The sequence below is a fragment of the Nonomuraea sp. NPDC050202 genome (assembly GCF_040656115.1).
In the GTDB taxonomy this organism is placed as follows: domain Bacteria; phylum Actinomycetota; class Actinomycetes; order Streptosporangiales; family Streptosporangiaceae; genus Nonomuraea.
Map to the genome: position 1 here is coordinate 260,571 of NZ_JBFALF010000003.1, position 20,770 is coordinate 281,340.

The following is a 20,770-nucleotide window of genomic DNA, read 5'->3' on the forward strand; positions in this document are numbered from 1 at the left end:
GTTGCGCTCGCGAGTAGCCACCTTCTCACTTTTAGTGACGGTGCGGGAGCGATTCCGGCAAACTGTGGGACAGGCCGAATCCTGTGAGGTGACGATCATGCAAGTCAGCCAGTGGCAGGGAAACCTCCCCAGTGAGAGCACGAGACTGATCGGTCGCCGCGAGGAGGTGGACGGGGTGCGGGCGCTGCTGGGCAGTTCCCGGCTGGTGACGGTCACGGGAGTGGCCGGGGTCGGGAAGACCAGGATCGCCCTGCGGGCCGCCGCCGAGCTGCGGGCGGAGTTCGCCGACGGGGTCTGGCTGGTGGCGCTGTCGCCGCTGGTGGAGGGCAGCGCGCTGCCGTACGCGATCGCGGAGGCGCTGCCGCTGAGCGACCAGAGCTCGCGGCCGGTCACCGAGGTGCTGGCCGACTACCTCGCCGACCGGGAGCTCCTGCTCGTGCTCGACACCTGCGAGCACCTGACCGAGGCCTGCGCGGCGGCGGCCGGGACGCTGCTCGCCGCCGCGCCCCGGCTGCGCGTCCTGGCCACCAGCCGCAGGCCGCTGGGCTGCGCGGAGGAGCAGGTCCGTACGGTGGAGCCGCTGCCGGTCCCCGAGGGCGACGAGTGGCAGGAGGGCGACGCGCTGGAACTGCTTCTCGACCGCGCCGCGGCCACGGTGCCCGGCTTCGTGATCGACGAGCGCAACCGCGACGCCCTGATGCGGGTGTGCCGGCGGCTGGAAGGGCTGCCGCTGGCCATCGAGCTGGCCGCCGCCCGGCTGCGCGAGCTGTCCCCCGAGCGGCTGGCCGAGCGGCTGGAGGACCGCTTCACCGTCCTCGGCACGACCGACCACAGGGTCTACGACGCCGACCCGCCCTGGCACCAGGCCCTGCGTACCGCGATCGGATGGAGTCACCAGCTCTGCACCCCCGCCGAGCGGTTGCTGTGGGCGCGGGCCTCGGTGTTCGCCGGCGGCATCGACCCGGTGGCCGTGAAGCAGGTCTGCGCCGACGACCGGCTGCCGAGCTGGCAGATCCCGCAACTGCTCGAATCGCTCGCGGACAAGTCGATCCTGATCTGGGAGCCGACAGGGGCGGGCGACCGCTACCGGATGCTGGACACGATCCGCGAGTTCGGCGCCATCTGGCTGAAGGACCTCGGCCACGACGAGCGCGTCAGGCGACGGCACCGCGACTACTACCTGGCGCTGGCCAGGGAGGGCGACGCCTGCTGGATCGGCCCCGACCAGTACGCCTGGTACGACCGGATGACCGTCGAGCTGCCCAACCTGCGGGCGGCGCTGCAGTTCGCCCTGGTGCGGCCGGAGGGGCACACCGCGCTGGAGCTGGCCGGGGCGCTGTGGTTCTTCTGGTACCCCTGCGGCTTCCTCCAGGAGGGACGGCACTTCCTGGAGCGGGCGCTGGCCCTGGACCGCGCGCCAGGCCCCGCGCGCCGCAAGGCCATGTGGGCGTGCGCGCTGGTCCTGGTGTGCCAGGGCGAGGGGGCGCTCACGGAGAAGCTGGCCGCCGAGTGCGCGGCCGAGGCCGAGGAGCAGGGGGACGTGGAGGCGACGCTGATGGCCTGGTGCGCGATCAGTTGCGCCGGCATCATCATGGGCGACAACGCGCGGGCGGCCGAGGCGGCCAGGAAGGTGATCGAGCAGGAGGAACGCTCGCTGTTCTGCTTCCCCGTGCTGCTGGCCCACACCAGCTACGGCATGAGCAGGACGATGGTCGGCGACTTCGAGGACGGCATCGCCGCGCTGGAACGGCTGCGTACGCTCTGCGACCAGCACGGTGAGCGCTGGCAGCGCGCGTACGGCGACGTCCTGCGGGCCCAGGCCGAGCTGGCGTGCGGGCGGCCGGAGCAGGCGCGGGCGTACGCGAAGGCGGCGCTGGAGGTCAAGTGGCGGCTGCACGACAGCCTGGGGATGGCGATGGCGATCGACGTGCTCGCGCCGGCGGCGGTGGCGGCAGGGGAGGGGGAGCGGGCCGCCCGCATGCTGGGGCTGGCCGACCAGATCTGGGACACCGTGGGCAAGCACCAGATCGGCACGCCGGAGCTCGTGGCCGCCCGGCGGGCCTGCGAGAGGGAGGTGCGCGGGGTGCTCGGCGACCAGGCCTACGACAGCGCCTTCCGCGCCGGGCGGGACACCGATCTGGACGCGGGCGTCGCGTACGCGCTGGGCGTGCCGACGGCCCGCTGACCACCCGCCCCCTCCACGCCCAACGCCCGCCGGCCGCGGTCATGCCACGGTCGGGCGGGACCAGGTGGCGGGCCGGATCGGATCCGTGGACGGGCCGGGTAGCGGGCCGGATCGGATGGTGGGCGGGTCAGTCCCAGGCGGCGGGGTCGGAGGTGAGCTGGCGGATGCGCTCGGGCAGCGCCCCGGAGGCGACCTGTTCGAGCGTGACCTCCTCCAGGATCGACCGCTCGGTGGCCCGCAACGCGATCCAGACCTGCTGCAGAGACTCCGCCGGGCCCCGGTAGCCGACGTGCTCGGGCCGCTCGCCGCGCACGTTGGCCAGCGGGCCGTCCACGGCGCGGATCACGTCGGCCAGCGAGATGTCGGAGGCGGGCCTGGCCAGCACGTAGCCGCCCTCCGGCCCGCGCTGCCCGCGCACCAGCCCGGCGCGGCGCATCTGCAGCAGAATGTTCTCCAGGTACTTGGGCGGCATGTCCTGCTCCTTGGCGAGCTCGCCCACGGTGGTCGGGCCCGCACCGGCTGCGGCCAGTTCAGCGGCGGCGCGGAGGGCGTAGTCGACACGAGCGGATAGGCGCATGTTCTCGATTATCCCTCCTGGTCAACACTGGTTAGGCGCAAGCCTGCCAGAACGGGCACGAGATCCGCTCGCGCCGGGCGCGTCCCAGGTGCGGAAATCGACCTTCACACCAGGCGAGAATGGGAGCGCTAAACTTCCAACAACCTTTTCGATTTGACGGTGGGATTCAGCGTGGAGCGACGCCCTGGTGTGCCCAGATTGCTCAGGGAGATCAACGACCGGGCCGCGCTGGAGCTGTTGCTGGCGACCGGCCCGATGACGCGGGGGCAGATCGGCATCCAGACCGGTCTGTCCAAGGTCACGGCGTCGCAGACGCTGGCCAGGCTCGAGGAGCGCGGGCTGGTCGAGGTGGTCGGCACGCAGGCCGGCGGGCGGGGGCCCAACGCGGCGCTCTACTCGGTGATCGCCTCCAGCGCGTACGTCGCCGGCCTCGAGGTCGGGCCCGAGCTGATCTCCACGGCCGTCGCCGACATCCACGGCAACACGATCGCCGAGGTCACCGTCGACCCCGACGGCCACGACGACCCCGTCTCGCTGGTGCACGGGGCGATCGTCAAGGCGTGCCGCAGCGCCAAGGTGAGCATCTCCAAGCTGCGCGGCGTCGTCATCGGCACCCCCGGCGTGGTCGATCCGCGCAGCGGCGACATCCGCTTCTCCTTCGACCTGCCGGGCTGGCACGAGGGCATCCACGAAGCCCTGGCGGGAGACCTGCGGCGCCAGGTGACGATCGAGAACGACGTCAACCTCGCCGCCATCGCCGAGCGCGTCGACGGGGCCGCGCAGGGGCTCGACGACTTCGTGCTGCTGTGGGCCAGCCGTGGCCTGGGGCTGGCCGTCACGCTCGGCGGCAAGCTGCACCGGGGGCGCTCGGGCAGCGCGGGGGAGATCGGCTACCTGCCGGTGCCCGGGGTGCCGCTGCCCGAGGACATCCGTACGCTGCCGGGGCGGCTGCCCTCGCTGGCCGGTGGGTTGCAGTCGCTGGTCAGCGCCGAGGCGGTGACCGAGCTGGCGCAGAGCTACGGCTTCGCGGCCGGGAGCGCTACCGAGTGCGTCAAGGTGGCGGTGGCGGCGGGCGCCGAGGGAGAGCCGCTGCTGGACGAGATCGCGCAGCGGCTGGCGCTGGGGGTGGCGGCGGTGTGCGTGATCCTCGATCCCGGGCTGGTGGTGCTGGCCGGGGAGGTGGGGCACGCCGGTGGTGGTGCGCTGGCGTCCCGGGTGGAGGAGGCCGTGGCACGCATCTGCCCGGTGCGGCCGCAGGTCGTCACGACCACGGTGACCGACGGGAACCCGGTGTTGCGGGGGGCCGTGCTGGCGGCGCTGAACCAGGCGCGTGAGGAGTTGCTGACCTCCTGACCGGCACGCTCGGCCAGGCGCGTAGGGGGTTGCCGACCTCGTGATCGGCGCGCTGGGCCAGGCGCGTGAGGAGTTGCCGGCCTCCTGACACGCGCCTGGGACCGGGCGGCCTAGGCGGTGAGGAGTTCGACGGCGGCCTGGGCGTTGGCGCGGGCGGCGCCGTACGTGGCGATGTAGGCGGCGCTGTCCGGCCGCCACACCGGCAGCCCCATCTCGATCACCGTCGTGTCCGGACGGGCCGACACCAGCGCCGAGACCAGGTCCTGGCTCTCGTGGTGGCGGTGCGCGTCCTTGACGACCACCACCAGCGAGCGGCCGTCGGCCTTGGCCAGCAGGCCGGGTACGTCGGCGGCGGCGGGCTTGACGCGCAGGATCTCGGCGTCGGGCAGCCAGGGCCCTACACCCCACGGCACGTCGCCCACGGCGATGGTCGGCGGGGTGTCCACCTCGATCACCAGGGGTTCGACGAGCGGGGCGGCGGAGCCGGTGAGGCGGACGGCGCGGCGGGCGGCGTGCAGACCGACCACCTTCTGCTCGGCCACGCTCTGCTCGGCGCCGTTCTGACCGGCGCCGTTCTGACCGGTGCTGTTCTGGTCGGCGCTGTCCAGGTCGGCAGCGACGGCTCCGACGGCTGCGGTCCGCGCGGGCGCGGCGGCCCAGGAGCGCAGCGCCGCGACCCGCGCCGCCGCCTCCTCCAGCCTGGACTCGGGCAGCCTGCCCTCGCGCACGGCGCTGACGATCTCGGCGATGATGGCCTGCACGTCGTCGTACGTCGGCAGCGGCCCCAGGCACAGCAGGTCCGAGCCGGCCGCGAGGGTGAGCACGGCACCCCCGGCCAGGCCCACGCTCCTGGTGATCGCCTGCATGTCGAGCGCGTCGGTGACGACCACGCCGTCGTAGCCGAGCTCGCCCCTGAGGAGCCCGGTCAGCGCGGCGCCGGACAGCGTGGCGGGCGTGTGGCCCGTCACCGCCGGCACCGCCACGTGCGCGGTCATCACCGACTTGGCGCCCGCCCCGATCGCGGCGCGGAACGGCACCAGCTCCCGCTCGCGCAGCACGTCGAGGCTGACGTCCACGACCGGGACGGCCACGTGCGAGTCGACGCGGGTGGCGCCGTGCCCGGGGAAGTGCTTGACGCAGGCGGCCACGTTCACCGACTGGAGGCCCTGGACGGCGGCGACCGTGTGCCTGGCCACCAGCTCCGGCTCGGTGCCGAACGACCTGGTGCCGATCACCGGGTTGTCGGCCTCGGTGTTGACGTCGGCGCTTGGCGCCATGTCCAGGTTGATGCCGCAGGCGGCCAGCTCGGACCCGATGGCCCGGTAGACCCGGCGGGTGAGCTCCACGTCGTCCACGGCCCCCAGCGCCGCGTTCCCGGGGTACGGGCTGCCGACGTGGTAGGCCAGCCGCGTCACGTCCCCGCCCTCCTCGTCGAGCGAGATGACGGGCTCACCGGCTCCCCTCAGCGCGGTGGTCAGGGCGAGCACCTGGCCGGGGTCGGCCACGTTGAAGCCGAAGAGCGTCACGCCGCCGAGGCCGTGCTCCAGCTCGCGCAGCACCCAGTCGGGCGCCGTGGTGCCCTGGAAGGCGACGAGCAGCGTGCCGGCCGCGAGTCGGCGCAGCCCCCGATCACTCTGACTCATGGCTCCTCATCCGTATCAAGGCAGGGTCGGGTACGGTGCCGGCGGCACCGTACGGATATTTCGGGATTGGTCAGCCCTTCACGGCGCCCGCCGTCAGCCCCTGGACCATGCGGCGTTGCACGAGAAGGAAGAAGACGACGACCGGAATCGTCATCAGGGTGGACCCGGCCATGATCGCGCCCCAGTCGACGCCCTCCTGGCCGAAGAAGAACTGCAGGGCGACCGGCATCGTGTACCCCTCGGAACCCGACATCAGGTAGAGGGCGAAGACCAGGTCGTTCCACGCGGTGATGAACGAGAAGATGCTCGTGGCCACCAGCCCCGGCGCGACCAGCGGGAACAGCACCCTCCAGAACGTCGTCATCCGGCTGGCCCCGTCGATCCAGGCGGCCTCCTCCAGCGACTTGGGCACCGCGGCGACGAACGTCCGCAACATCCACACGCCGAACGGCAGCGTCAGCGCGACCTGGGTGACGATCAGCCCGAGGAGCTGGTCACCGAGCCCGACCCGCTTGACCATCATGTAGAGGGGGATGAGCAGCCCCTCCGACGGCAACATCTGCACGATGAGCAGCGTGATGAGGAAGGCGCCGCGGCCCTTGAACCGGAAGCGGGCGATGGCGGTGGCCGACAGCAGGGCGAAGGCCGAGCCGATGAGCACGGTGCCGAGCGCCACGATCGCGCTGTTGCGCATGTAGAGCCAGATGGAGTTGTTCGCGACGCCCTCGGTCAGCACCCGCTCGAAGTGCTCGAAGGTGAAGTGCGTCGGGAACGGGATGAACTCCGTGGTGAAGATCTGGTCGTTCTGCTTGAAGCCGGTCGAGACCATCCAGTAGACGGGGAAGGTCGCGAACAGGAAGACCAGCAGGCCGGCGGCGTTCAGAAGGACCCTGCCGAGCCTCTTGCGGGCGATCGGGGTCACATCTCCTCCTGCTTCACGATCTGCCTGACGTAGAAGACGGTGATGATGAGCAGGATGATCGTCAGGACGATGGAGATCGCCGCGCCGGTGCCCAGCTTCTGCGGGGGCCGGAACGCCTCGGCGACGGCGTACATGGACAGGTTGAAGCCGTCACGGTTCGTGGGCCCGTTCATGAGCACGTAGAGCTGGCTGAACACCTTGAAGTCCCAGATGATCGACAGCATCGTGAGAACGGCGAAGACCGGCCTGAGCATGGGCAGGGTGATCTTCCTGAACGTGTGCCAGGCCCCCGACCCGTCCACCTTGGCCGCCTCGTACAGCTCGGCGGGGATGCCCTTGAGGCCGGCCAGCACGGAGACGGCGATGAACGGGAACCCGGCCCACACCACGCAGATGACCAGCGCGATGTAGAGGGGCAGGGTGTCGTTGAGCCAGGGGGTGCCGGCCCAGCTCGTCTGGCCCGCCGGCGGTGCGGCCAGCCAGTCGGGCAGCAGGTCCAGCGCCCAGTTGACGATGCCGGCCTCCGCGTCGAACAGGGAGCGCCAGATGACGCCCTGCGCCACGGGCGGCACGGCCCAGGCGAACATGCAGCCGATGACCACGAACAGCGACATCTTCCTGCCCAGCCGGTGCAGCAGCACGCCGACCGCGGTGCCGAGGATCAGCGTGAGGCTGACGCCGAAGAAGGCGAAGGCCAGGCTGTTGCGCAGGGCCGACCAGAAGATGTCGTTGGACAGGACCTTCTCGAAGTTGTCCAGGCCGACCCACTCGGCGGGCCTGGTCCCCCTCACCTGGGCCAGCCCGACCTTCTGGAACGACATGATGCCGAGCTGGACCATCGGGTAGAGCAGCAGGCCGGCGATGACCAGCAGGCCGGGGACGAGCAGGACGTACGGGACGCTCCAGGCCGGCAGCCCGCTGGCGCGCACACGCCCGGCGTTCTTGCGCCGGTGTCCCGGGGAGGGAGAGGAACCCCTGCCCCGGGTGACCGTTGTCGTGTTCGCCATCGTTACTGGTTCAGGATCTCTTCGAGTTCCTTGTTGGCGTCAGCGAGGGCGGTGGCGGCGTCCTTCTTGCCCTCGATGACCTCACGAGCGGCGTTCTGCAGCACCGCCTTGGTCGCGTCCGCCTCGGACCAGTTGGGGTCGGCGGGGAAGGCCTTGGCCTTGGCGAACGCCTGCGCGAACGCGCCCTGCGCCGGGTCCTCGTTCATCGCCTGCAGGGTGTCGGGGTAGACCGGGAGCAGGCCGCCCTCCTTGGCGTACCGGTCGGCCCAGGTCTTGCTGGTGGCCAGCTTGATGTACTCCTTGCCCAGGTCGGCCTGCTGGGTGGTGCCCCACAGCGCGATGTCGTTGCCGCCGAAGAAGGAGGGCGCCACGCCGCCGGTCTTGGCGGGCAGCGGGAAGAAGCCGATCTTGTCGCCCTTCAGCTTGCCCTTGGACTCCTCCTCGATGCCCGACAGGTCCCAGGCCGCGGTGAGGTACATCGCGACCTTGTCGTTGGCGAAGCGGGTGCGGATGTGGGTGGTGTCGTGCGTCAGGTTCGCCTTGTTGGACAGGCCGCCGGTGACCAGGCCGGTGTAGGTCTCGAAGCCCTTCTGGAAGCCGGGCTCGGTGAGCTTGCCGACCCACTTGTCGCCCTCCTTGACGGCGTACTCGCCGCCCTCGGACCAGGCGAAGGCCGCCAGCAGGTGGTTGGCGTCCGAGCCGCCGTTGAAGGCGAAGCCGTCCACGCCCTTCTTCTCGGCCTGGATCTTCTTGGCCGCGGCGACGAGCTCGTCCCAGCTCTTCGGGACCTCGATCTTGAGGTCCTCGAACCAGTCCTTGCGGTAGAGCACCGCGCGGGCCCCCGCGCCCCACGGCACGGCGTAGATCTCGTTGTCCACGGTCTCGTAGCCGTAGAGGTTCTGGGGGATCTGCGCCCGGTCGCCCTCGCGGGCGATGTCGGTGATCGGCGTCAGCGCGTCCTGGCTCTGCCACATCGGGACCTGGTCGTTGCCGATCTCGGTCACGTCGGGGCCGGTGCCGGTGGCGGCGGCGGCGAACTTGTCGGCCACCTGGGGCCACGGGATCCACTCCAGCTTGACCTGCGCGCCGGTCTGCTTGGTGAACTCGGCGTTGAGCTCCTCCATGTACGTGGCCGCGGCCGGGTTGCTGTTCCCGAGCCGCCAGACGCTCAGCGTCTTGCCGGCGAACTTGGGGCCGGAGGCGGCGGCGCTGGGTGAGGACGTGGGGGGTTGCTCAGCGGAGCCACCGGAGCCACAGGCGGCCAGGCCCAGGGCCAGCGCGGCCGTGGTGACCGTAGCGGCTGTGATCTTCGCGATCCTCACAGGGTTCTCCCTTCCCGGGTGCTGGCCTACGGTCCGCACCAGGCTGATCGTCAAATCCGAACGATGCTGGTAAACTAACAAGAAACTTTCTTAAAAGAAACGCTCGTTAGCCGATCGTGACGAGAAGGGTGCGCCGATGAGCCGAGACCCGGGAACTCCCCGGTTGCTGCGCCGGTTGAACGACCGCGCCGCGCTCGAACTGCTCCTCGGAGACGGTCCTCTCACCCGTGCCGAGCTCGGTGAGCGGACCGGGCTCTCCAAGGTAACCGCAGGTCAGCTCCTTGCGCGCCTGGAGGAGCGGGGGCTCGTGGAGGTCGCGGGCGAGCGGGCGGGAGGCAGGGGGCCGCACGCCGCCCTGTACGCCGTGGTCCCGTCGAGCGCGTACGTCGCCGGGCTGGAGGTCCTGCCCGACAGCCTCACCGTGGGTGTGGCGGACATCACAGGCAGGGTCGTGGTCGAGATCACGGTCAACCCCTCCGACGCGCGCGATCCGGTCAAGGCGGTGCACGCCGCGGTGCAGCGGGCGTGCGACGCCGCCAGTGTCAGCCTGTCGCAACTGCGCGCGTTCGTCATCGGCACCAGAGGCGTGGTCGACCCGGCCACCGGCGACGTGCGCATCTCGGTGGACCTGCCGGCCTGGCACGTCGGCGTGCTGGCCAGCCTGCGCGAGACGCTCGGCGCCTCGGTGACCATCGAGAACGACGTCAACCTGGTCGCCCTGGCCGAGCACCGGCACGGCGCGGCCATCGGCCACGACGACTTCGTGGTCATCTGGGCCGGCGTCGGCCAGGGCCTCGGCGTCATGCTGGGCGGCCGGCTGCACCGTGGCATCACCGGCGGCGCGGGCGAGATCGGCTGGCTGCCCGTCCCCGGCGAGCCGCTGCCCACCGACGTCACCCGGCCGCAGACGGGCTCGTTCCAGCGCCTGGTGGGCCACGACGCGCTGCGCGGGCTGGCCGACGAGCGCGGCGTGAGCGGCCACACGGTGCCCGACCTGGTACGCGGCGGCGACGAGGGCTACCTGGACGCCGTGGCCGCCCGGCTGGCCCTGGGCGCGGCGGCCGTCACCGTCGTGCTCGACCCCGGCCTCATCGTGCTCAGCGGCGACATCGGCCGGGCAGGCGGCGAGCGGCTGGCGGCCAAGGTGCAGGAGGCCGTGGCCCGGGTGTGCCCGAGCCGCCCGACCGTCGTCACGACCAGGGTCGCGGGCAACCCGGTGCTGCGCGGCGCCCTGGTGGCCGCCCTGGAACAGGCCCGGGAGCAGGTCTTCTCCGACACTGTGTGAGAATTCTTGCCCATGTGGCAGTCCCCGAACGAGGTCGTGCTGATCTCGGACCCCCGCGTGACCTCGATCCCGGTGCAGGAGAGCGGCGAACCGCTCGCGGACGTGCGCGGGCGGCTGCGCGTGGACCCGCGCCTGGCCGACGAGCAGGGCGCCTACGCCCACCTGCGCTCCGGCGTGCTGGAGCGCCTGGAGCACGCGGAGAGCCTGTTGCCCGACGGCTACCACCTGCTGATCGTCGAGGGGTACCGCCCCGTCGCCACCCAGCGCCGGATCTTCGACGAGTACCGCGCGACCCTCACCGGGCTGAGCCCTGAGGAGTCGTACGTCGCGGCCAGCCGTTACGTCTCCCCGGTCGAGGTGGCCCCGCACACCGCCGGCGCCGCCGTGGACCTGACCCTGTGCGCGCCCGACGGCACCGAGTACGACATGGGCACCGAGGTCAACGACAATCCGGAGCAGAGCTCCGGTGCCTGCTACACCGCCGCCCCGAACATCTCCGACGACGCCCGCGCCCACCGCAAGCTGCTCGCCGCCGCGCTGGAGCCCGCCGGCCTGGTCAACTACCCCACCGAGTGGTGGCACTGGTCGTACGGCGACCGTTACTGGGCGATGTCCACCCGCGCCGCGCACGCGCTCTACGGCCCCGTGGAGTTCACGCTCTGACAACCTGGTTTTCCGGGGGGTGAGGTAGGGGCACAACTCCCTACGGAGGGTTGGACTCCCCAGCGAGGTGTGGGCATGGTTCCACTCATCGGGATCGAGGAGGAGTACCTCATCGTCGATCCCCGCACTCGCCACGTGGCTCCCCGGGCGGCCGAGGTGCTGGCCGCCGCGACGGACATGCTTGACGTGGTGCATGAAATCACCCGATTCCAGGTGGAGGCCCGCACGCCGCCCTCCGCCGACCTGAGCGAGCTCGGCTCGCAACTGCGCGCGGCGCGCAAGGAGGTGGCGGGCGCGGCCCGCTCGTGCGGCCTGGCCGTCGTCGCCAGCGGCATCCCCGTGCTCGGCAACGTCATGCCGCCGCCGCTCACCGACGACGACCGCTACCACCAGGGCCGCACGCTCTACCGCGCGCTGCAGGACGAGATCAGCATCTGCGCCCTGCACGTGCACGTGGACGTGCCCGACGCCGAGCACGCCGTCTACGTGGGCAACCACTTACGGCCCTGGCTGCCGACGCTGATCGCGCTGGCCGCCAACTCGCCGTTCTTCGTGGGCCGCGACACCGGGTACGCCTCCTGGAGGGTCATCAGCTGGGGGCGGTGGCCGGTCTCCGGCGCGCCTCCGTACTTCCCGTCGTTCGGGGCGTACGAGCTGGCCCTGCGGGCGCTCGCGGAGTCGGGCGTGCTGCTCGACGCCAAGACCGTCTACTGGGACACCCGCCCGTCGCCGCGCCTGCCCACCGTCGAGATCAGGGTGGCCGACGTGCCGCTCGACGTGGCCGACAGCCTCACCCTGATCGGGCTCATCCGCGGGCTGGTGGTCACCGCGCTGGCCGCCGTCGCGCGCGGCGACCGCGGGCTGCCCGTGCCGGCCGAGGTGCTGCGCGCCGCCTACTGGCGGGCCGCCCGCGACGGGCTGCAAGGCGACAGCCTCGACGTACGGCACGGCACCCTCGTGCCCGCGGCCGTGCTGGCCGGGCGCCTCCTGGAGCACGTACGCCCGGCGCTGGCCGAGGCCGGCGACCTGACGTTCATCCAGGAGGGCCTCGACCGGCTGCTGCGCAAGGGGTCGGGCGCCATGCGGCAGCGGCGGGCGTACGCGAAGGGGAACGCCCTCGAGGAGGTGGTGGACGACCTCATCGAGGCGACGGTGGCCTAGTGCAGGCCTAGTGCAGGCCTAGTGCAGGGCCAGCGCCACCGCGACTCCCAGGCCGAAGGCGACCACCACGCCCCTGAGCACCTTGGCGGGCATCAGCTTGGCCAGGCGGGTGCCGAGGAAGCCGCCCGCCAGGCTGGCCGGCGCGATCACTGCCGCGGCCTTCCACTCCACGGGCCCGAACAGCGAGAACGCGACGACCGAGACCGAGCTGACGACCAGCGAGAGCACGGCCCGCACGGCGTTGACGCGATGCAGGCTGTCGTGCAGGAACAGGCCGAGCACGGTCAGCAGCACCACGCCCATGCCGCCGTTGAAGTAGGCGCCGTAACAGCCGCCGAGGAACACCCCGGCGTACACCATGCGGCTGGTGCGCCCGTCGGCCTCCCCGCCGATGAGCTTGCGCAGCCACGGCTGCGCGAGCAGGGCGAGGCTGGCGAAGGCCACCAGCCACGGCACCATCGACTCGAACAGCTTGCCCGGCGTGAGCAGCAGCAGCGAGCTGCCCACGCACGCCCCCAGCACCGCCGTGATCGACAGCAGGGTGGCCCTGCGCCGCTGCCCCCGTAGCTCGGCCCGGTAGCCGAGCACACCCCCCAGATAGCCGGGCCACAGCGCCACCGCGTTGGTGACGGTGGCGGTCAGGCCCGGGTAACCCAGCGCCAGGAGGGCGGGGAACGAGATGAGCGTCCCCCCGCCCGCCAGGGCGTTCACCACACCGGCCAGCAGGCCGGCACCGACCAGGAAGAGCAGGTCGGTCATCGGCCGGCAGCGTAGCCCTGGGCGCCACGCGGGTTGGCGGCGGCCTTGAGGAAGGCGCCGTCACGGGCGACCGCGCTCAGCCGGCCGAGCGACCACGGGCCCTGCACCTCGACCTCGTGCCCGCGCCGGCGCAGCTCCGCGATGACGCCCGCGTCCACGCGGTCCTCGACGTGCATGACGCCGGGACGGGAGCCGCGCGGGAAGAACGAGCTGGGGAAGTGCTCGGAGTGGAACATGGGGGCGTCGATGGCCTCCTGCAGGTTGAGCCTGCCGTGGACGACCGCGAGGAAGAAGTTCAGGCTCCACTGGTCCTGCTGGTCGCCGCCCGGGGTGCCGAACGCCAGCCACGGCTTGCCGTCCCTGAGCGCGAACGACGGCGACAGCGTCGTACGCGGGCGGGCGCCGGGCCGCAGCGCGGTGGCCACGCCCTCCTGCAGCCAGAACATCTGGGCCCGCGTGCCCAGGCAGAAGCCCAGCTCGGGGATGGTGGGGGAGCTCTGCAGCCAGCCGCCGCTGGGGGTGGCCGACACCATGTTGCCGAAGCGGTCCACGACGTCCACGTGGCAGGTGTCGCCCTTGACCATGCCGTCACGCGACACCGTCGGCTCGCCGACCCCCTGCGGCTTGCGGGCGCCGGACAGGCCGGGCGCGTCGCTGGCCGTGCCGGGGTCGGGGAAGACGGGCAGCCGGGGCGCCCGCCCGCCGGGGGCCCCGGGGCGCAGCTCCAGGCTGGCCTCGGCGCCGATCAGCCGCCGCCGCTCGGCGTTGTAGGCCGGGCTCAGCAGGTCGGCCATGGGCACGTCGGTGTCGCCGTACCAGGCCTCGCGGTCGGCGAAGGCCAGCTTGGCGGCCTCCGTCACCGTGTGCAGGTAGTCGGCGCCCAGGAAGTCCATCCCGTCCAGGTCGAACCCGTCGAGGAGGGCGAGCTGCTGCAGGAACGCCGGCCCCTGACCCCACGGCCCGGTCTTGGCCACGGTGCAGCCCTGGTAGTCGAAGGTCAGCGGCTCCTCCACCGAGGCCGACCAGCCCGCCAGGTCGTCGCCCGTGAGCAGGCCGCCGTGCACCTCGCCCGAGCTGTCACGCCAGGCGGTCGTGGCGCTGAACCCGGCGATCGCCTCGGCGACGAAGCCCTCGTACCAGGCCTTCCTGGCGGCGGCGAGCTGTCCCTCGCGGGTGCTCGACGCGGCCTCGGCCTCGGCGACCAGCCGGCGGTAGGTGGCGGCCAGCACGGGGTTGGCCAGCTTCGAGCCGGGTTTCGGAACGTTCCCATCCGGCAGCCAGGTGGCCGCCGACGTCGGCCAGTCCTGCCTGAACAGCTCCTCGACCGAGCCGATCGTGGCCGAGATCCGCTCCAGCACCGGCACGCCGTGCTCGGCGTAGTGGATCGCGGGCGCCAGCACGTCGGCCAGCGACCAGGTGCCCCAGCGCTCCAGCATCAGCATCCAGCCGCCGAACGCCCCCGGCACGGTCGCCGCCAGCAGCCCGGTGCCGGGCACCACGTCCAGGCCGAGCTCGGCGAAGCGCTCGATGGTGGCCGCGGCGGGGGCCACGCCCTGCCCGCACACGACCGACACCTTCTGCTCGGCCTCGCTCCACAACAGGATCGGCACCTCGCCGCCGGGGCCGTTCAGGTGCGGCTCGGCGACCTGCAGCACGAACCCGGCCGCCACCGCGGCGTCGAACGCGTTGCCGCCGCGTTCGAGGACGCCCATGCCGGTGGCCGAGGCCAGCCAGTGGGTGCTGGCGACCATGCCGAAGTCGCCCGACAGCTCGGGCCTGGTGGTGAACAAGATTTCTCCTTACTTGGCCGCGTCGGGGACGCGGTCCGCCGTTACCAGGTGGCACGCGGCGGGGTGACCGCTGCCACGCGGGTCGTTCAAAAGAGGTTCCGAGGTGCGGCACTCGTCGTAGGCGAGCGGGCACCGCGTGTGGAAGCGGCAGCCGGGCGGCGGGTCCATCGGGCTCGGCACGTCGCCGCCGAGCACGATCCTGCGCCGCTCCCGCTGCTTGGCCGGGTCCGCCACCGGCGCGGCCGACAGCAGGGCCTGCGTGTACGGATGCCGCGGCCCGGCGAAGATCTCGGCCGTCGGCCCCGACTCCACGATCCTGCCCAGGTACATGACCGCGATCCGGTCGGCCAGGAACTCCACGACCGACAGGTCATGCGTGATGAACAGGCACGAGAACCCCATGTCGCGCTGCAGGTCGGTGATCAGGTTGAGCACCGACGCCTGCACGGACACGTCCAGCGCCGACACCGGCTCGTCCGCCACGACCAGCTTGGGCTCCAGGATCAGCGCCCTGGCCAGCCCCACCCGCTGCCGCTGCCCGCCGGACAGCTCGTGCGGGAACCGCCTGCGCATCTCCTGGCGCAGCCCGACCTTCTCCAGCATGGCCGCCACCCGGTTCGCGACCTCGCGCCGGTCGGTCACTTTGTGCCGCAGCAGCGGCTCGGCCACGATCCGCTCGATCGTGAAACGCGGGTTGAGCGAGGAGAACGGGTCCTGGAAGACCATGTGCACGTCCCTGCGCAGCGGGCGCATGGCCCGGCGCGACAGGTGGGTGATGTCCCTGCCGCCCAGCTCGATCGTGCCCGCGGTCGGCTCGGTCAGGCGCAGCACGCACTTGCCGACCGTGGACTTGCCGCTGCCCGACTCGCCGACCAGGCCGAGCACCTCGCCCTCGCCGATCTCCAGCGACAGGCCGTCCACGGCCCGCACGGGGCCGTAGTGCTTGACCAGGTTGTCGATCCGCAGGATCACGACTGACCTCCGGGGTGGAAGCAGGCCGCCAGATGCTCGTCGGCCTGGCGGGTGAGCGGGGGCCGCGACAGCGCGCAGTCCTCCTGGGCGCGCGGGCAGCGGTCACGGAACGCGCACTCGTCGGGGTCCGACAGCGGCGAGGGCACCATGCCGGGGATCTCCGCCAGGCGGCCGTTCACGGCGGCGGAGGGCAGGGCCTTCATCAGGCCCAGCGTGTACGGGTGCCGCGGGTTCGCGAACAGCTCGGCCACCGGGGCCTGCTCGACGGCGCGGCCCGCGTACATGACCATGGCCCTGTCGGCGATGTCGGCCACCACGCCCAGGTCGTGCGTGATGAGGATGATCGCGGTGCCGAGCCGGTCGCGCAGGTCGCGGAAGACGTCCAGCACGCCCGCCTGGATCGTCACGTCGAGCGCCGTGGTGGGCTCGTCGGCGATCAGCACCCGCGGCGAGCAGGCCACCGCGATGGCGATCATCACGCGCTGCCGCATGCCGCCGGAGAGCTGGTGCGGGTACTCCTTCATCCGGCGCACCGGGGCGGGGATGCCGACCAGCTCCAGCAGCTCCACGGCCCGCTTGGCGGCGGCCTGCCGCGACAGCTTCTCGTGCCGGCGCAGCACCTCGGTGATCTGGTAGCCGACCGTGAACGACGGGTTCAGCGAGGTCATCGGCTCCTGGAAGACGACCGAGACGGTCTTGCCGCGCACCTGCCGCATCTCCGGCTCGGGCAGCGTGGTCAGCTCGCGGCCGTCCAGCTTGATCGAGCCGGACAGCCGCGTCGTGGCGGGCGGCAGCAGCCGGGGAATGGACATCGCGGTGACCGACTTGCCGCAGCCCGACTCCCCGCACAGCGCGAGGATCTCGCCCTCGTCCAGGGTGAGCGAGATGTCCCTGACCGCCTGGACGAGGCCGTCCTCGGTGTCGAAGCCGACCTTGAGGTCGGTGATCTCCAGCAGGCTCATCGGTGGCTCCTCGGGTCCAGTACGTCACGCAGCCCGTCGCCGAGCAGGTTGAAGCCGAGCGTGGCCAGAGCGATCATCAGGCCGGGCCAGATGGCCAGCCACGGCGCGTCGCTCAGGTACTGCTGCGCGGTCGTCAGCATCACGCCCCACGACGGCGTCGGCGGCTGCACGCCCAGACCCAGGAACGACAGCGTGGACTCGCCGATGATCGCCGCCGGGATGGCCACCGTGGCCTGCACGATGAGCGGGCTGGCGCAGTTCGGCAGCACGTAACGGAAGATGATGTGCCCGTCGCCCGCGCCGTCGGCGATGGCCGCGGCCACGTAGTCCATCTCCCTGACCGCCAGCACCTCGCCGCGGGTGATCCGGATGATCGCGGGGAGCTGGGAGAAGCCCAGCGCCAGCACGACGCCCTTCAGCGACGGCCCGATGATCGCCGCCAGGCCGACCGCGAACACCAGGAACGGGAAGGCCAGCGTCACGTCCACCAGCCGCATCACGATCGGGTCCAGCCAGCGCCGGTAGAAGCCGGCGACCAGCCCGATCGGGATGCCCACCACCATCGCCAGCAGCGTGGACAGCACGCCCGCCTGCAGCGAGACCTGGGCGCCGTGCGCGATCCGGGCGAAGGCGTCCCGGCCGAGGTCGTCGGTGCCCATCGGGTGCGCGCCCGACGGGGGCGCCAGCGTGGCCAGGTAGTCCTGGGCCGCGGGGTCGCCGGTCACCAGCGGGCCGATCAGGGCCAGCAGGACGAACGCGACCACCAGCACCAGGCCCGCCATCGGCATCGGCCGGCGCCTGAAACGTCGCCAGTGCCTAGTCACGGGAGCCTCCCGACAGCCTGATCCGGGGGTTGAGGAAGGCGTAGGCGATGTCGACCAGCAGGTTCACCAGCACGTAGCCGATGACCGTGACCAGCACGACCGCCTGGATGACGGGGTAGTTCCTGGTCAGCACCGCGTCCACGGTGAGCTTGCCGAAGCCGGGGATGACGAAGATCTGCTCGGTCACCACGGCGCCGCTGATGAGCGCGCCGAGCTGCAGGCCGAGCACGGTCACCACGGTGGTCAGGCTGTTGCGCAGCGCGTGCGCGCCCACCACCTTGGCCTCGGACAGGCCCTTGGACCTGGCGGTCCTGACGTAGTCGGCCGACAGCGCGCCCAGCATGGCCGAGCGGGTCTGCCGCATCAGGATCGCCGCGAAGCCGGTGCCGAGCACGAGGGCCGGCAGGATCATGCGCTGCAGGTTCCCGGCCGGGTCCTCGGTGAAGGGCACGTACCCGGAGGCCGGCAGCACGCGCCAGGTGACGGCGAACAGCAGGATGCCGAGCAGGCCCAGCCAGAAGTGCGGCACCGACAGCCCGGCCAGGCCGAACCCGGTGGCCACGTAGTCGGCGAACTTGCCGCGGCGGACGGCGGCCACGATGCCCGCCCCCACGCCGACGACGATCGCGACCAGCATGGCCAGCAGCGACAGCTCCAGCGTCACCGGGAGCCGCTCGGCGAGGATGTCGGCCACGGGGAGCTGGTCCTGGGTCGAGCGGCCGAAGTTGCCGGTGAGGGTCTGTCCGACGTAGTCCAGGTACTGCGCGGGCAGCGGCTTGTCCAGGCCGAACTCCTTGCGGATGGCCTCGATCGCGGCCGGCGAGGCCTCCTGGCCGGCCATGACCGAGGCCGGGTCACCGGGCAGCGCCCGGATGCCCAGGAAGATCAGGACGCTGGACAGGAACAGCACGAGCACGGCCGATCCGCAGCGCCGGAGGATGAACCAGAGCATCAGGCGGCGAACCCGGCGGTGACGTAACGGGGCAGGCCGTCCTTGAAGTACTGGACGCCGGCGACGGTCTTGTGCATGCCGAGGTAGTACAGGTTGTGGTACAGGTACACCACGCCGCGCAGCTCGGCGGCCTTCTTCATGGCGCTGCCGTACAGCTCGGCCCGCTTGGCGGTGTCGGTCTCGGCGGCGGCCTGCTTGATCGGGTCGTCGATGCCGGGGTCGGACATGCCCGCGTAGTTGTTGCTGCCCTGGGTGGTGACCAAGTTGGTGAGGTTGCCGTCCGGGTCGACGCGGCCGGACCAGCCGCTCAGCAGGACGTCGAACTTGCCGGCCTTGCCCTGCTCCAGCACGCTGACGAACTCGGCCGTCTGCACGCTCACGTTGAAGCCGGCCTCCTTAGTCATCGACTGGATGACCTGCGCCAGGCGCTGGTTGACGGCGTCGTTCGGGGTGGCGAGGGTGACCGGGATCGGCGTCGGCACGCCGGAGGCCTGCACGAGCTGCTTGGCCTTGGCCAGGTCACGCTTGGGGCAGGTCAGGTCCTTCGGCCGGTACGGGCTGTCCAGGGGGACGGGGTAGCAGTCGACCTCGTGCAGCCCGTTGTAGACGGCCTTGTTGATGGCGTCGCGGTCGAGCGCCAGCTCGAACGCCTCGCGCAGCTCGGGGCTCTTGCCCAGCGGCGTGTCGATCGGCCCCGGCTTCTCGGTGGAGCCACTGGCGTTGCCGATGTTGATCTGGAAGCCGTAGTACCCGAGGCCGCCGCCGGACACGACGGTCAGGTTCGGGTCGGACTGCACGCCCGCGACCGTGTTCGTGGCGAGCTGGTCGGCCACCTGCACGTCGCCGGACTTGAGGTTCGCGGCCCGCACGTTGGGGTCGACGATGATTTTGTATACGAGCTTGTCGAGCTTGACCTTGGCGGCGTCGTAGTAGTCTGCCGACTTCTCCAGCACGATCTGGCTGCCGGAGGTGCGGCCGGCGAACTTGAACGGCCCGGCGCAGACCGGGGCGGCACCGAAGTTGTCGCCCTCGGAGTCCAGCGCCTTCGGCGACATGATCATGCCGGCGCGGTCCGCGAGCTGCGCGGTCAGCGGCGTGAACGGCTGCGTCAGCGTGAGCTTCACCGTCGCGGGGTCGACCACCTCCACCTTGGACACGGCGGCCAGGTCGGCCTGCCGTGCTGACTTCTCCCAGGTGCGGTGCCGGTCCAGCGACTTCTTGACCGCCTCGGCGTCGAGCGCGGTGCCGTCGTTGAACTTGACGCCTTCGCGCAGCTTGATCGTCACTGCCCTGCCGCCGTCCGACAGCTCGGGCATGGCCGCGGCGAGCTGCGGGATCAGGGTGGAGGACGCGTCGATGTCGTAGAGCTTCTCGCACATGTTCGCGAACACCTCGCGGCCCACGAGCGTGGTCGAGATGCTCGGGTCCAGGGCGTCGGGGTCGGCGTTGAGCGCGATGTTGAGCGTGCCGCCGTTCTTGACCGGCCGGTGGTCGGCCGAGGCGCTGGCTATGGAACTCGGTGCCGCGGGCGTGTTGCTCGTCCCGCCTCCGCCACAGGCCGCAAGGGCGAGGGGAAGGGTGACGAGCGCCGCGACGACCTTGGGGGACGGTCGCATGGGGCCTCCGTTGAAACGTTTAGGAGACTGTATACAAGATGCCACATTTCAGCGGTGTTTCATCACCCTATGTTGTTATCTGAGCGTTTCCTAATCGTTTGGGTGTTTTGTCCTGCGGCCCACGGCCTGCAGGAACGACCGCCGGGCGGCTGCCACGTGCGCGATGGCTCTGGCCTGCGCCTCGTCCTCGTCGCCCGCCGCGATCGCCTCGCACAGGCTCAGGTGCTCGGTCCAGGAGTGCGGCCCGCGCGCGGCGGCGGTCTGGCTGAAGACCCACTGCGCCCGCTGGAGCATGGGTTTCATCATCAGCGCCAGGTACGAGTTCCCCGTCGCCTCGCCCACGGCCAGGTGGAAGGCCGTGTTGAGATCGGCCACCTCCTCCAGTCGCCCCGCCTCGACCGCCTCCCGCGCCTGGTCCAGCAGCCGGCGCAGCCGGTCGGCCGTGGCGGGGGAGCGCTTGCGCGCGGCCAGCCGCGCCGCCAGGCCCTCGATGGCCATGCGCACGTCGAAGAGCTCCTCGCCCTCCTCCGCCGACAGCCTGGCCACCGTGGCGCCCAGGCGGGGCACGACCTGGATGAAACCCTCGGCGGCCAGGACCCGGATGGACTCGCGTACGGGGTTGCGCGAGACGCCGAGCGCGGCGGCCAGCCGGTCCTCGACCAGGCGTTCACCCTGGGCGAGCTCACCGGAGAGAATGCGGCGGCGCAGCTCCTTGGTGACCTCGTCACGCAAGGTCTGATGGGCCCCGCCCAGCGTCATATCAGTCATAGGGGGATT

At 71.6% G+C, this 20,770-nt stretch carries 18 protein-coding genes; 5 read left to right on the top strand and 13 right to left on the bottom strand.

Features of this window, described 5'->3' with window-relative positions:
- Nucleotides 1-97 precede the first annotated feature (97 nt).
- The gene (locus AB0I79_RS11275; protein WP_357870330.1) at nucleotides 98-2,185 is read left to right on the top strand and encodes an NB-ARC domain-containing protein; all 2,088 of its coding nucleotides are present in this window, start codon (nucleotides 98-100) and stop codon (nucleotides 2,183-2,185) included.
- 127 nt (nucleotides 2,186-2,312) lie between these two features.
- On the opposite strand, the gene AB0I79_RS11280 is transcribed toward AB0I79_RS11275, so the two are convergent.
- Nucleotides 2,313-2,762: an Rrf2 family transcriptional regulator gene (locus AB0I79_RS11280; protein WP_357870332.1), complete on the bottom strand. Its 450-nt coding sequence runs from the start codon at nucleotides 2,760-2,762 to the stop codon at nucleotides 2,313-2,315.
- A 171-nt stretch (nucleotides 2,763-2,933) separates the two neighbouring features.
- On the opposite strand from AB0I79_RS11280, the gene AB0I79_RS11285 reads away from it, so the two are divergent.
- Nucleotides 2,934-4,115: an ROK family protein gene (locus tag AB0I79_RS11285; protein ID WP_357870335.1), complete on the top strand. Its 1,182-nt coding sequence runs from the start codon at nucleotides 2,934-2,936 to the stop codon at nucleotides 4,113-4,115.
- Between the two features lie 110 nt (nucleotides 4,116-4,225).
- Here the strand turns inward: AB0I79_RS11285 and AB0I79_RS11290 are convergent, their stop codons facing one another.
- The 4 genes from AB0I79_RS11290 to AB0I79_RS11305 form a co-directional block, all read right to left on the bottom strand.
- Nucleotides 4,226-5,758 (bottom strand): glycoside hydrolase family 3 protein, encoded by a 1,533-nt coding sequence (locus AB0I79_RS11290; protein ID WP_357870337.1) that lies wholly within the window; start codon nucleotides 5,756-5,758, stop codon nucleotides 4,226-4,228.
- 70 nt (nucleotides 5,759-5,828) lie between these two features.
- The gene (locus AB0I79_RS11295) at nucleotides 5,829-6,680 is read right to left on the bottom strand and encodes a carbohydrate ABC transporter permease (protein WP_357870339.1); all 852 of its coding nucleotides are present in this window, start codon (nucleotides 6,678-6,680) and stop codon (nucleotides 5,829-5,831) included.
- Nucleotides 6,677-7,687 carry a sugar ABC transporter permease gene (locus AB0I79_RS11300; RefSeq protein WP_357870342.1) on the bottom strand — a complete coding sequence of 337 codons (1,011 nt, stop codon included), beginning with the start codon at nucleotides 7,685-7,687 and terminating at the stop codon, nucleotides 6,677-6,679. Before AB0I79_RS11300 ends, AB0I79_RS11295 begins: the two co-directional genes overlap by 4 nt.
- A gap of 2 nt (nucleotides 7,688-7,689) precedes the next feature.
- A complete protein-coding gene (locus AB0I79_RS11305; RefSeq protein ID WP_357870344.1) occupies nucleotides 7,690-9,009 on the bottom strand; it encodes an extracellular solute-binding protein in 1,320 nt (439 codons plus the stop codon).
- A 136-nt stretch (nucleotides 9,010-9,145) separates the two neighbouring features.
- Here AB0I79_RS11305 and AB0I79_RS11310 point away from each other — a divergent pair, with 136 nt between their 5' ends.
- The 3 genes from AB0I79_RS11310 to AB0I79_RS11320 all read left to right on the top strand — a co-directional run bounded on the left by AB0I79_RS11310 (nucleotide 9,146) and on the right by AB0I79_RS11320 (nucleotide 12,118).
- Nucleotides 9,146-10,294, top strand: coding sequence for an ROK family transcriptional regulator (locus AB0I79_RS11310; RefSeq protein WP_357870346.1), 1,149 nt, complete (start codon nucleotides 9,146-9,148; stop codon nucleotides 10,292-10,294).
- A 12-nt stretch (nucleotides 10,295-10,306) separates the two neighbouring features.
- Nucleotides 10,307-10,957, top strand: a complete 651-nt coding sequence (locus AB0I79_RS11315; protein ID WP_357870349.1) for a M15 family metallopeptidase — start codon at nucleotides 10,307-10,309, stop codon at nucleotides 10,955-10,957.
- A gap of 75 nt (nucleotides 10,958-11,032) precedes the next feature.
- A complete protein-coding gene (locus tag AB0I79_RS11320; RefSeq protein WP_357870352.1) occupies nucleotides 11,033-12,118 on the top strand; it encodes a glutamate--cysteine ligase in 1,086 nt (361 codons plus the stop codon).
- A gap of 18 nt (nucleotides 12,119-12,136) precedes the next feature.
- Here the strand turns inward: AB0I79_RS11320 and AB0I79_RS11325 are convergent, their stop codons facing one another.
- The 8 genes from AB0I79_RS11325 to AB0I79_RS11360 form a co-directional block, all read right to left on the bottom strand.
- Nucleotides 12,137-12,877 carry a sulfite exporter TauE/SafE family protein gene (locus AB0I79_RS11325; protein WP_357870355.1) on the bottom strand — a complete coding sequence of 247 codons (741 nt, stop codon included), beginning with the start codon at nucleotides 12,875-12,877 and terminating at the stop codon, nucleotides 12,137-12,139.
- The gene (locus AB0I79_RS11330) at nucleotides 12,874-14,628 is read right to left on the bottom strand and encodes a gamma-glutamyltransferase family protein (RefSeq protein WP_357871630.1); all 1,755 of its coding nucleotides are present in this window, start codon (nucleotides 14,626-14,628) and stop codon (nucleotides 12,874-12,876) included. The genes AB0I79_RS11325 and AB0I79_RS11330 overlap by 4 nt, the downstream gene beginning before the upstream one ends.
- 48 nt (nucleotides 14,629-14,676) lie before the next feature.
- Nucleotides 14,677-15,639: an oligopeptide/dipeptide ABC transporter ATP-binding protein gene (locus tag AB0I79_RS11335; RefSeq protein ID WP_357870358.1), complete on the bottom strand. Its 963-nt coding sequence runs from the start codon at nucleotides 15,637-15,639 to the stop codon at nucleotides 14,677-14,679.
- Nucleotides 15,636-16,601 carry an ABC transporter ATP-binding protein gene (locus AB0I79_RS11340; RefSeq protein WP_357870361.1) on the bottom strand — a complete coding sequence of 322 codons (966 nt, stop codon included), beginning with the start codon at nucleotides 16,599-16,601 and terminating at the stop codon, nucleotides 15,636-15,638. The genes AB0I79_RS11335 and AB0I79_RS11340 overlap by 4 nt, the downstream gene beginning before the upstream one ends.
- Complete coding sequence (locus AB0I79_RS11345; protein WP_185109166.1) at nucleotides 16,598-17,425, bottom strand: ABC transporter permease; 828 nt, start codon at nucleotides 17,423-17,425, stop codon at nucleotides 16,598-16,600. The genes AB0I79_RS11340 and AB0I79_RS11345 overlap by 4 nt, the downstream gene beginning before the upstream one ends.
- Nucleotides 17,418-18,377, bottom strand: a complete 960-nt coding sequence (locus AB0I79_RS11350) for an ABC transporter permease (protein ID WP_357870364.1) — start codon at nucleotides 18,375-18,377, stop codon at nucleotides 17,418-17,420. Before AB0I79_RS11350 ends, AB0I79_RS11345 begins: the two co-directional genes overlap by 8 nt.
- Nucleotides 18,377-19,993, bottom strand: a complete 1,617-nt coding sequence (locus AB0I79_RS11355) for an ABC transporter substrate-binding protein (RefSeq protein WP_357870367.1) — start codon at nucleotides 19,991-19,993, stop codon at nucleotides 18,377-18,379. Before AB0I79_RS11355 ends, AB0I79_RS11350 begins: the two co-directional genes overlap by 1 nt.
- Before the next feature lie 90 nt (nucleotides 19,994-20,083).
- Nucleotides 20,084-20,761, bottom strand: coding sequence for a GntR family transcriptional regulator (locus tag AB0I79_RS11360; protein ID WP_357870370.1), 678 nt, complete (start codon nucleotides 20,759-20,761; stop codon nucleotides 20,084-20,086).
- Nucleotides 20,762-20,770 lie beyond the last annotated feature (9 nt).

What these genes read in the sequence shown, in the direction of transcription:
- AB0I79_RS11290 (WP_357870337.1), bottom strand. Translation starts at nt 5,758, where the DNA reads ATGAGTCAGAGTGATCGGGGGCTGCGCCGACTCGCGGCCGGCACGCTG.
- AB0I79_RS11315 (WP_357870349.1), top strand. Translation starts at nt 10,307, where the DNA reads ATGTGGCAGTCCCCGAACGAGGTCGTGCTGATCTCGGACCCCCGCGTG.
- AB0I79_RS11275 (WP_357870330.1), top strand. Translation starts at nt 98, where the DNA reads ATGCAAGTCAGCCAGTGGCAGGGAAACCTCCCCAGTGAGAGCACGAGA.
- AB0I79_RS11310 (WP_357870346.1), top strand. Translation starts at nt 9,146, where the DNA reads ATGAGCCGAGACCCGGGAACTCCCCGGTTGCTGCGCCGGTTGAACGAC.
- AB0I79_RS11360 (WP_357870370.1), bottom strand. Translation starts at nt 20,761, where the DNA reads ATGACTGATATGACGCTGGGCGGGGCCCATCAGACCTTGCGTGACGAG.
- AB0I79_RS11330 (WP_357871630.1), bottom strand. Translation starts at nt 14,628, where the DNA reads ATGGTCGCCAGCACCCACTGGCTGGCCTCGGCCACCGGCATGGGCGTC.
- AB0I79_RS11340 (WP_357870361.1), bottom strand. Translation starts at nt 16,601, where the DNA reads ATGAGCCTGCTGGAGATCACCGACCTCAAGGTCGGCTTCGACACCGAG.
- AB0I79_RS11300 (WP_357870342.1), bottom strand. Translation starts at nt 7,687, where the DNA reads ATGGCGAACACGACAACGGTCACCCGGGGCAGGGGTTCCTCTCCCTCC.
- AB0I79_RS11355 (WP_357870367.1), bottom strand. Translation starts at nt 19,993, where the DNA reads ATGCGACCGTCCCCCAAGGTCGTCGCGGCGCTCGTCACCCTTCCCCTC.
- AB0I79_RS11325 (WP_357870355.1), bottom strand. Translation starts at nt 12,877, where the DNA reads ATGACCGACCTGCTCTTCCTGGTCGGTGCCGGCCTGCTGGCCGGTGTG.
- AB0I79_RS11320 (WP_357870352.1), top strand. Translation starts at nt 11,033, where the DNA reads ATGGTTCCACTCATCGGGATCGAGGAGGAGTACCTCATCGTCGATCCC.
- AB0I79_RS11350 (WP_357870364.1), bottom strand. Translation starts at nt 18,377, where the DNA reads ATGCTCTGGTTCATCCTCCGGCGCTGCGGATCGGCCGTGCTCGTGCTG.
- AB0I79_RS11280 (WP_357870332.1), bottom strand. Translation starts at nt 2,762, where the DNA reads ATGCGCCTATCCGCTCGTGTCGACTACGCCCTCCGCGCCGCCGCTGAA.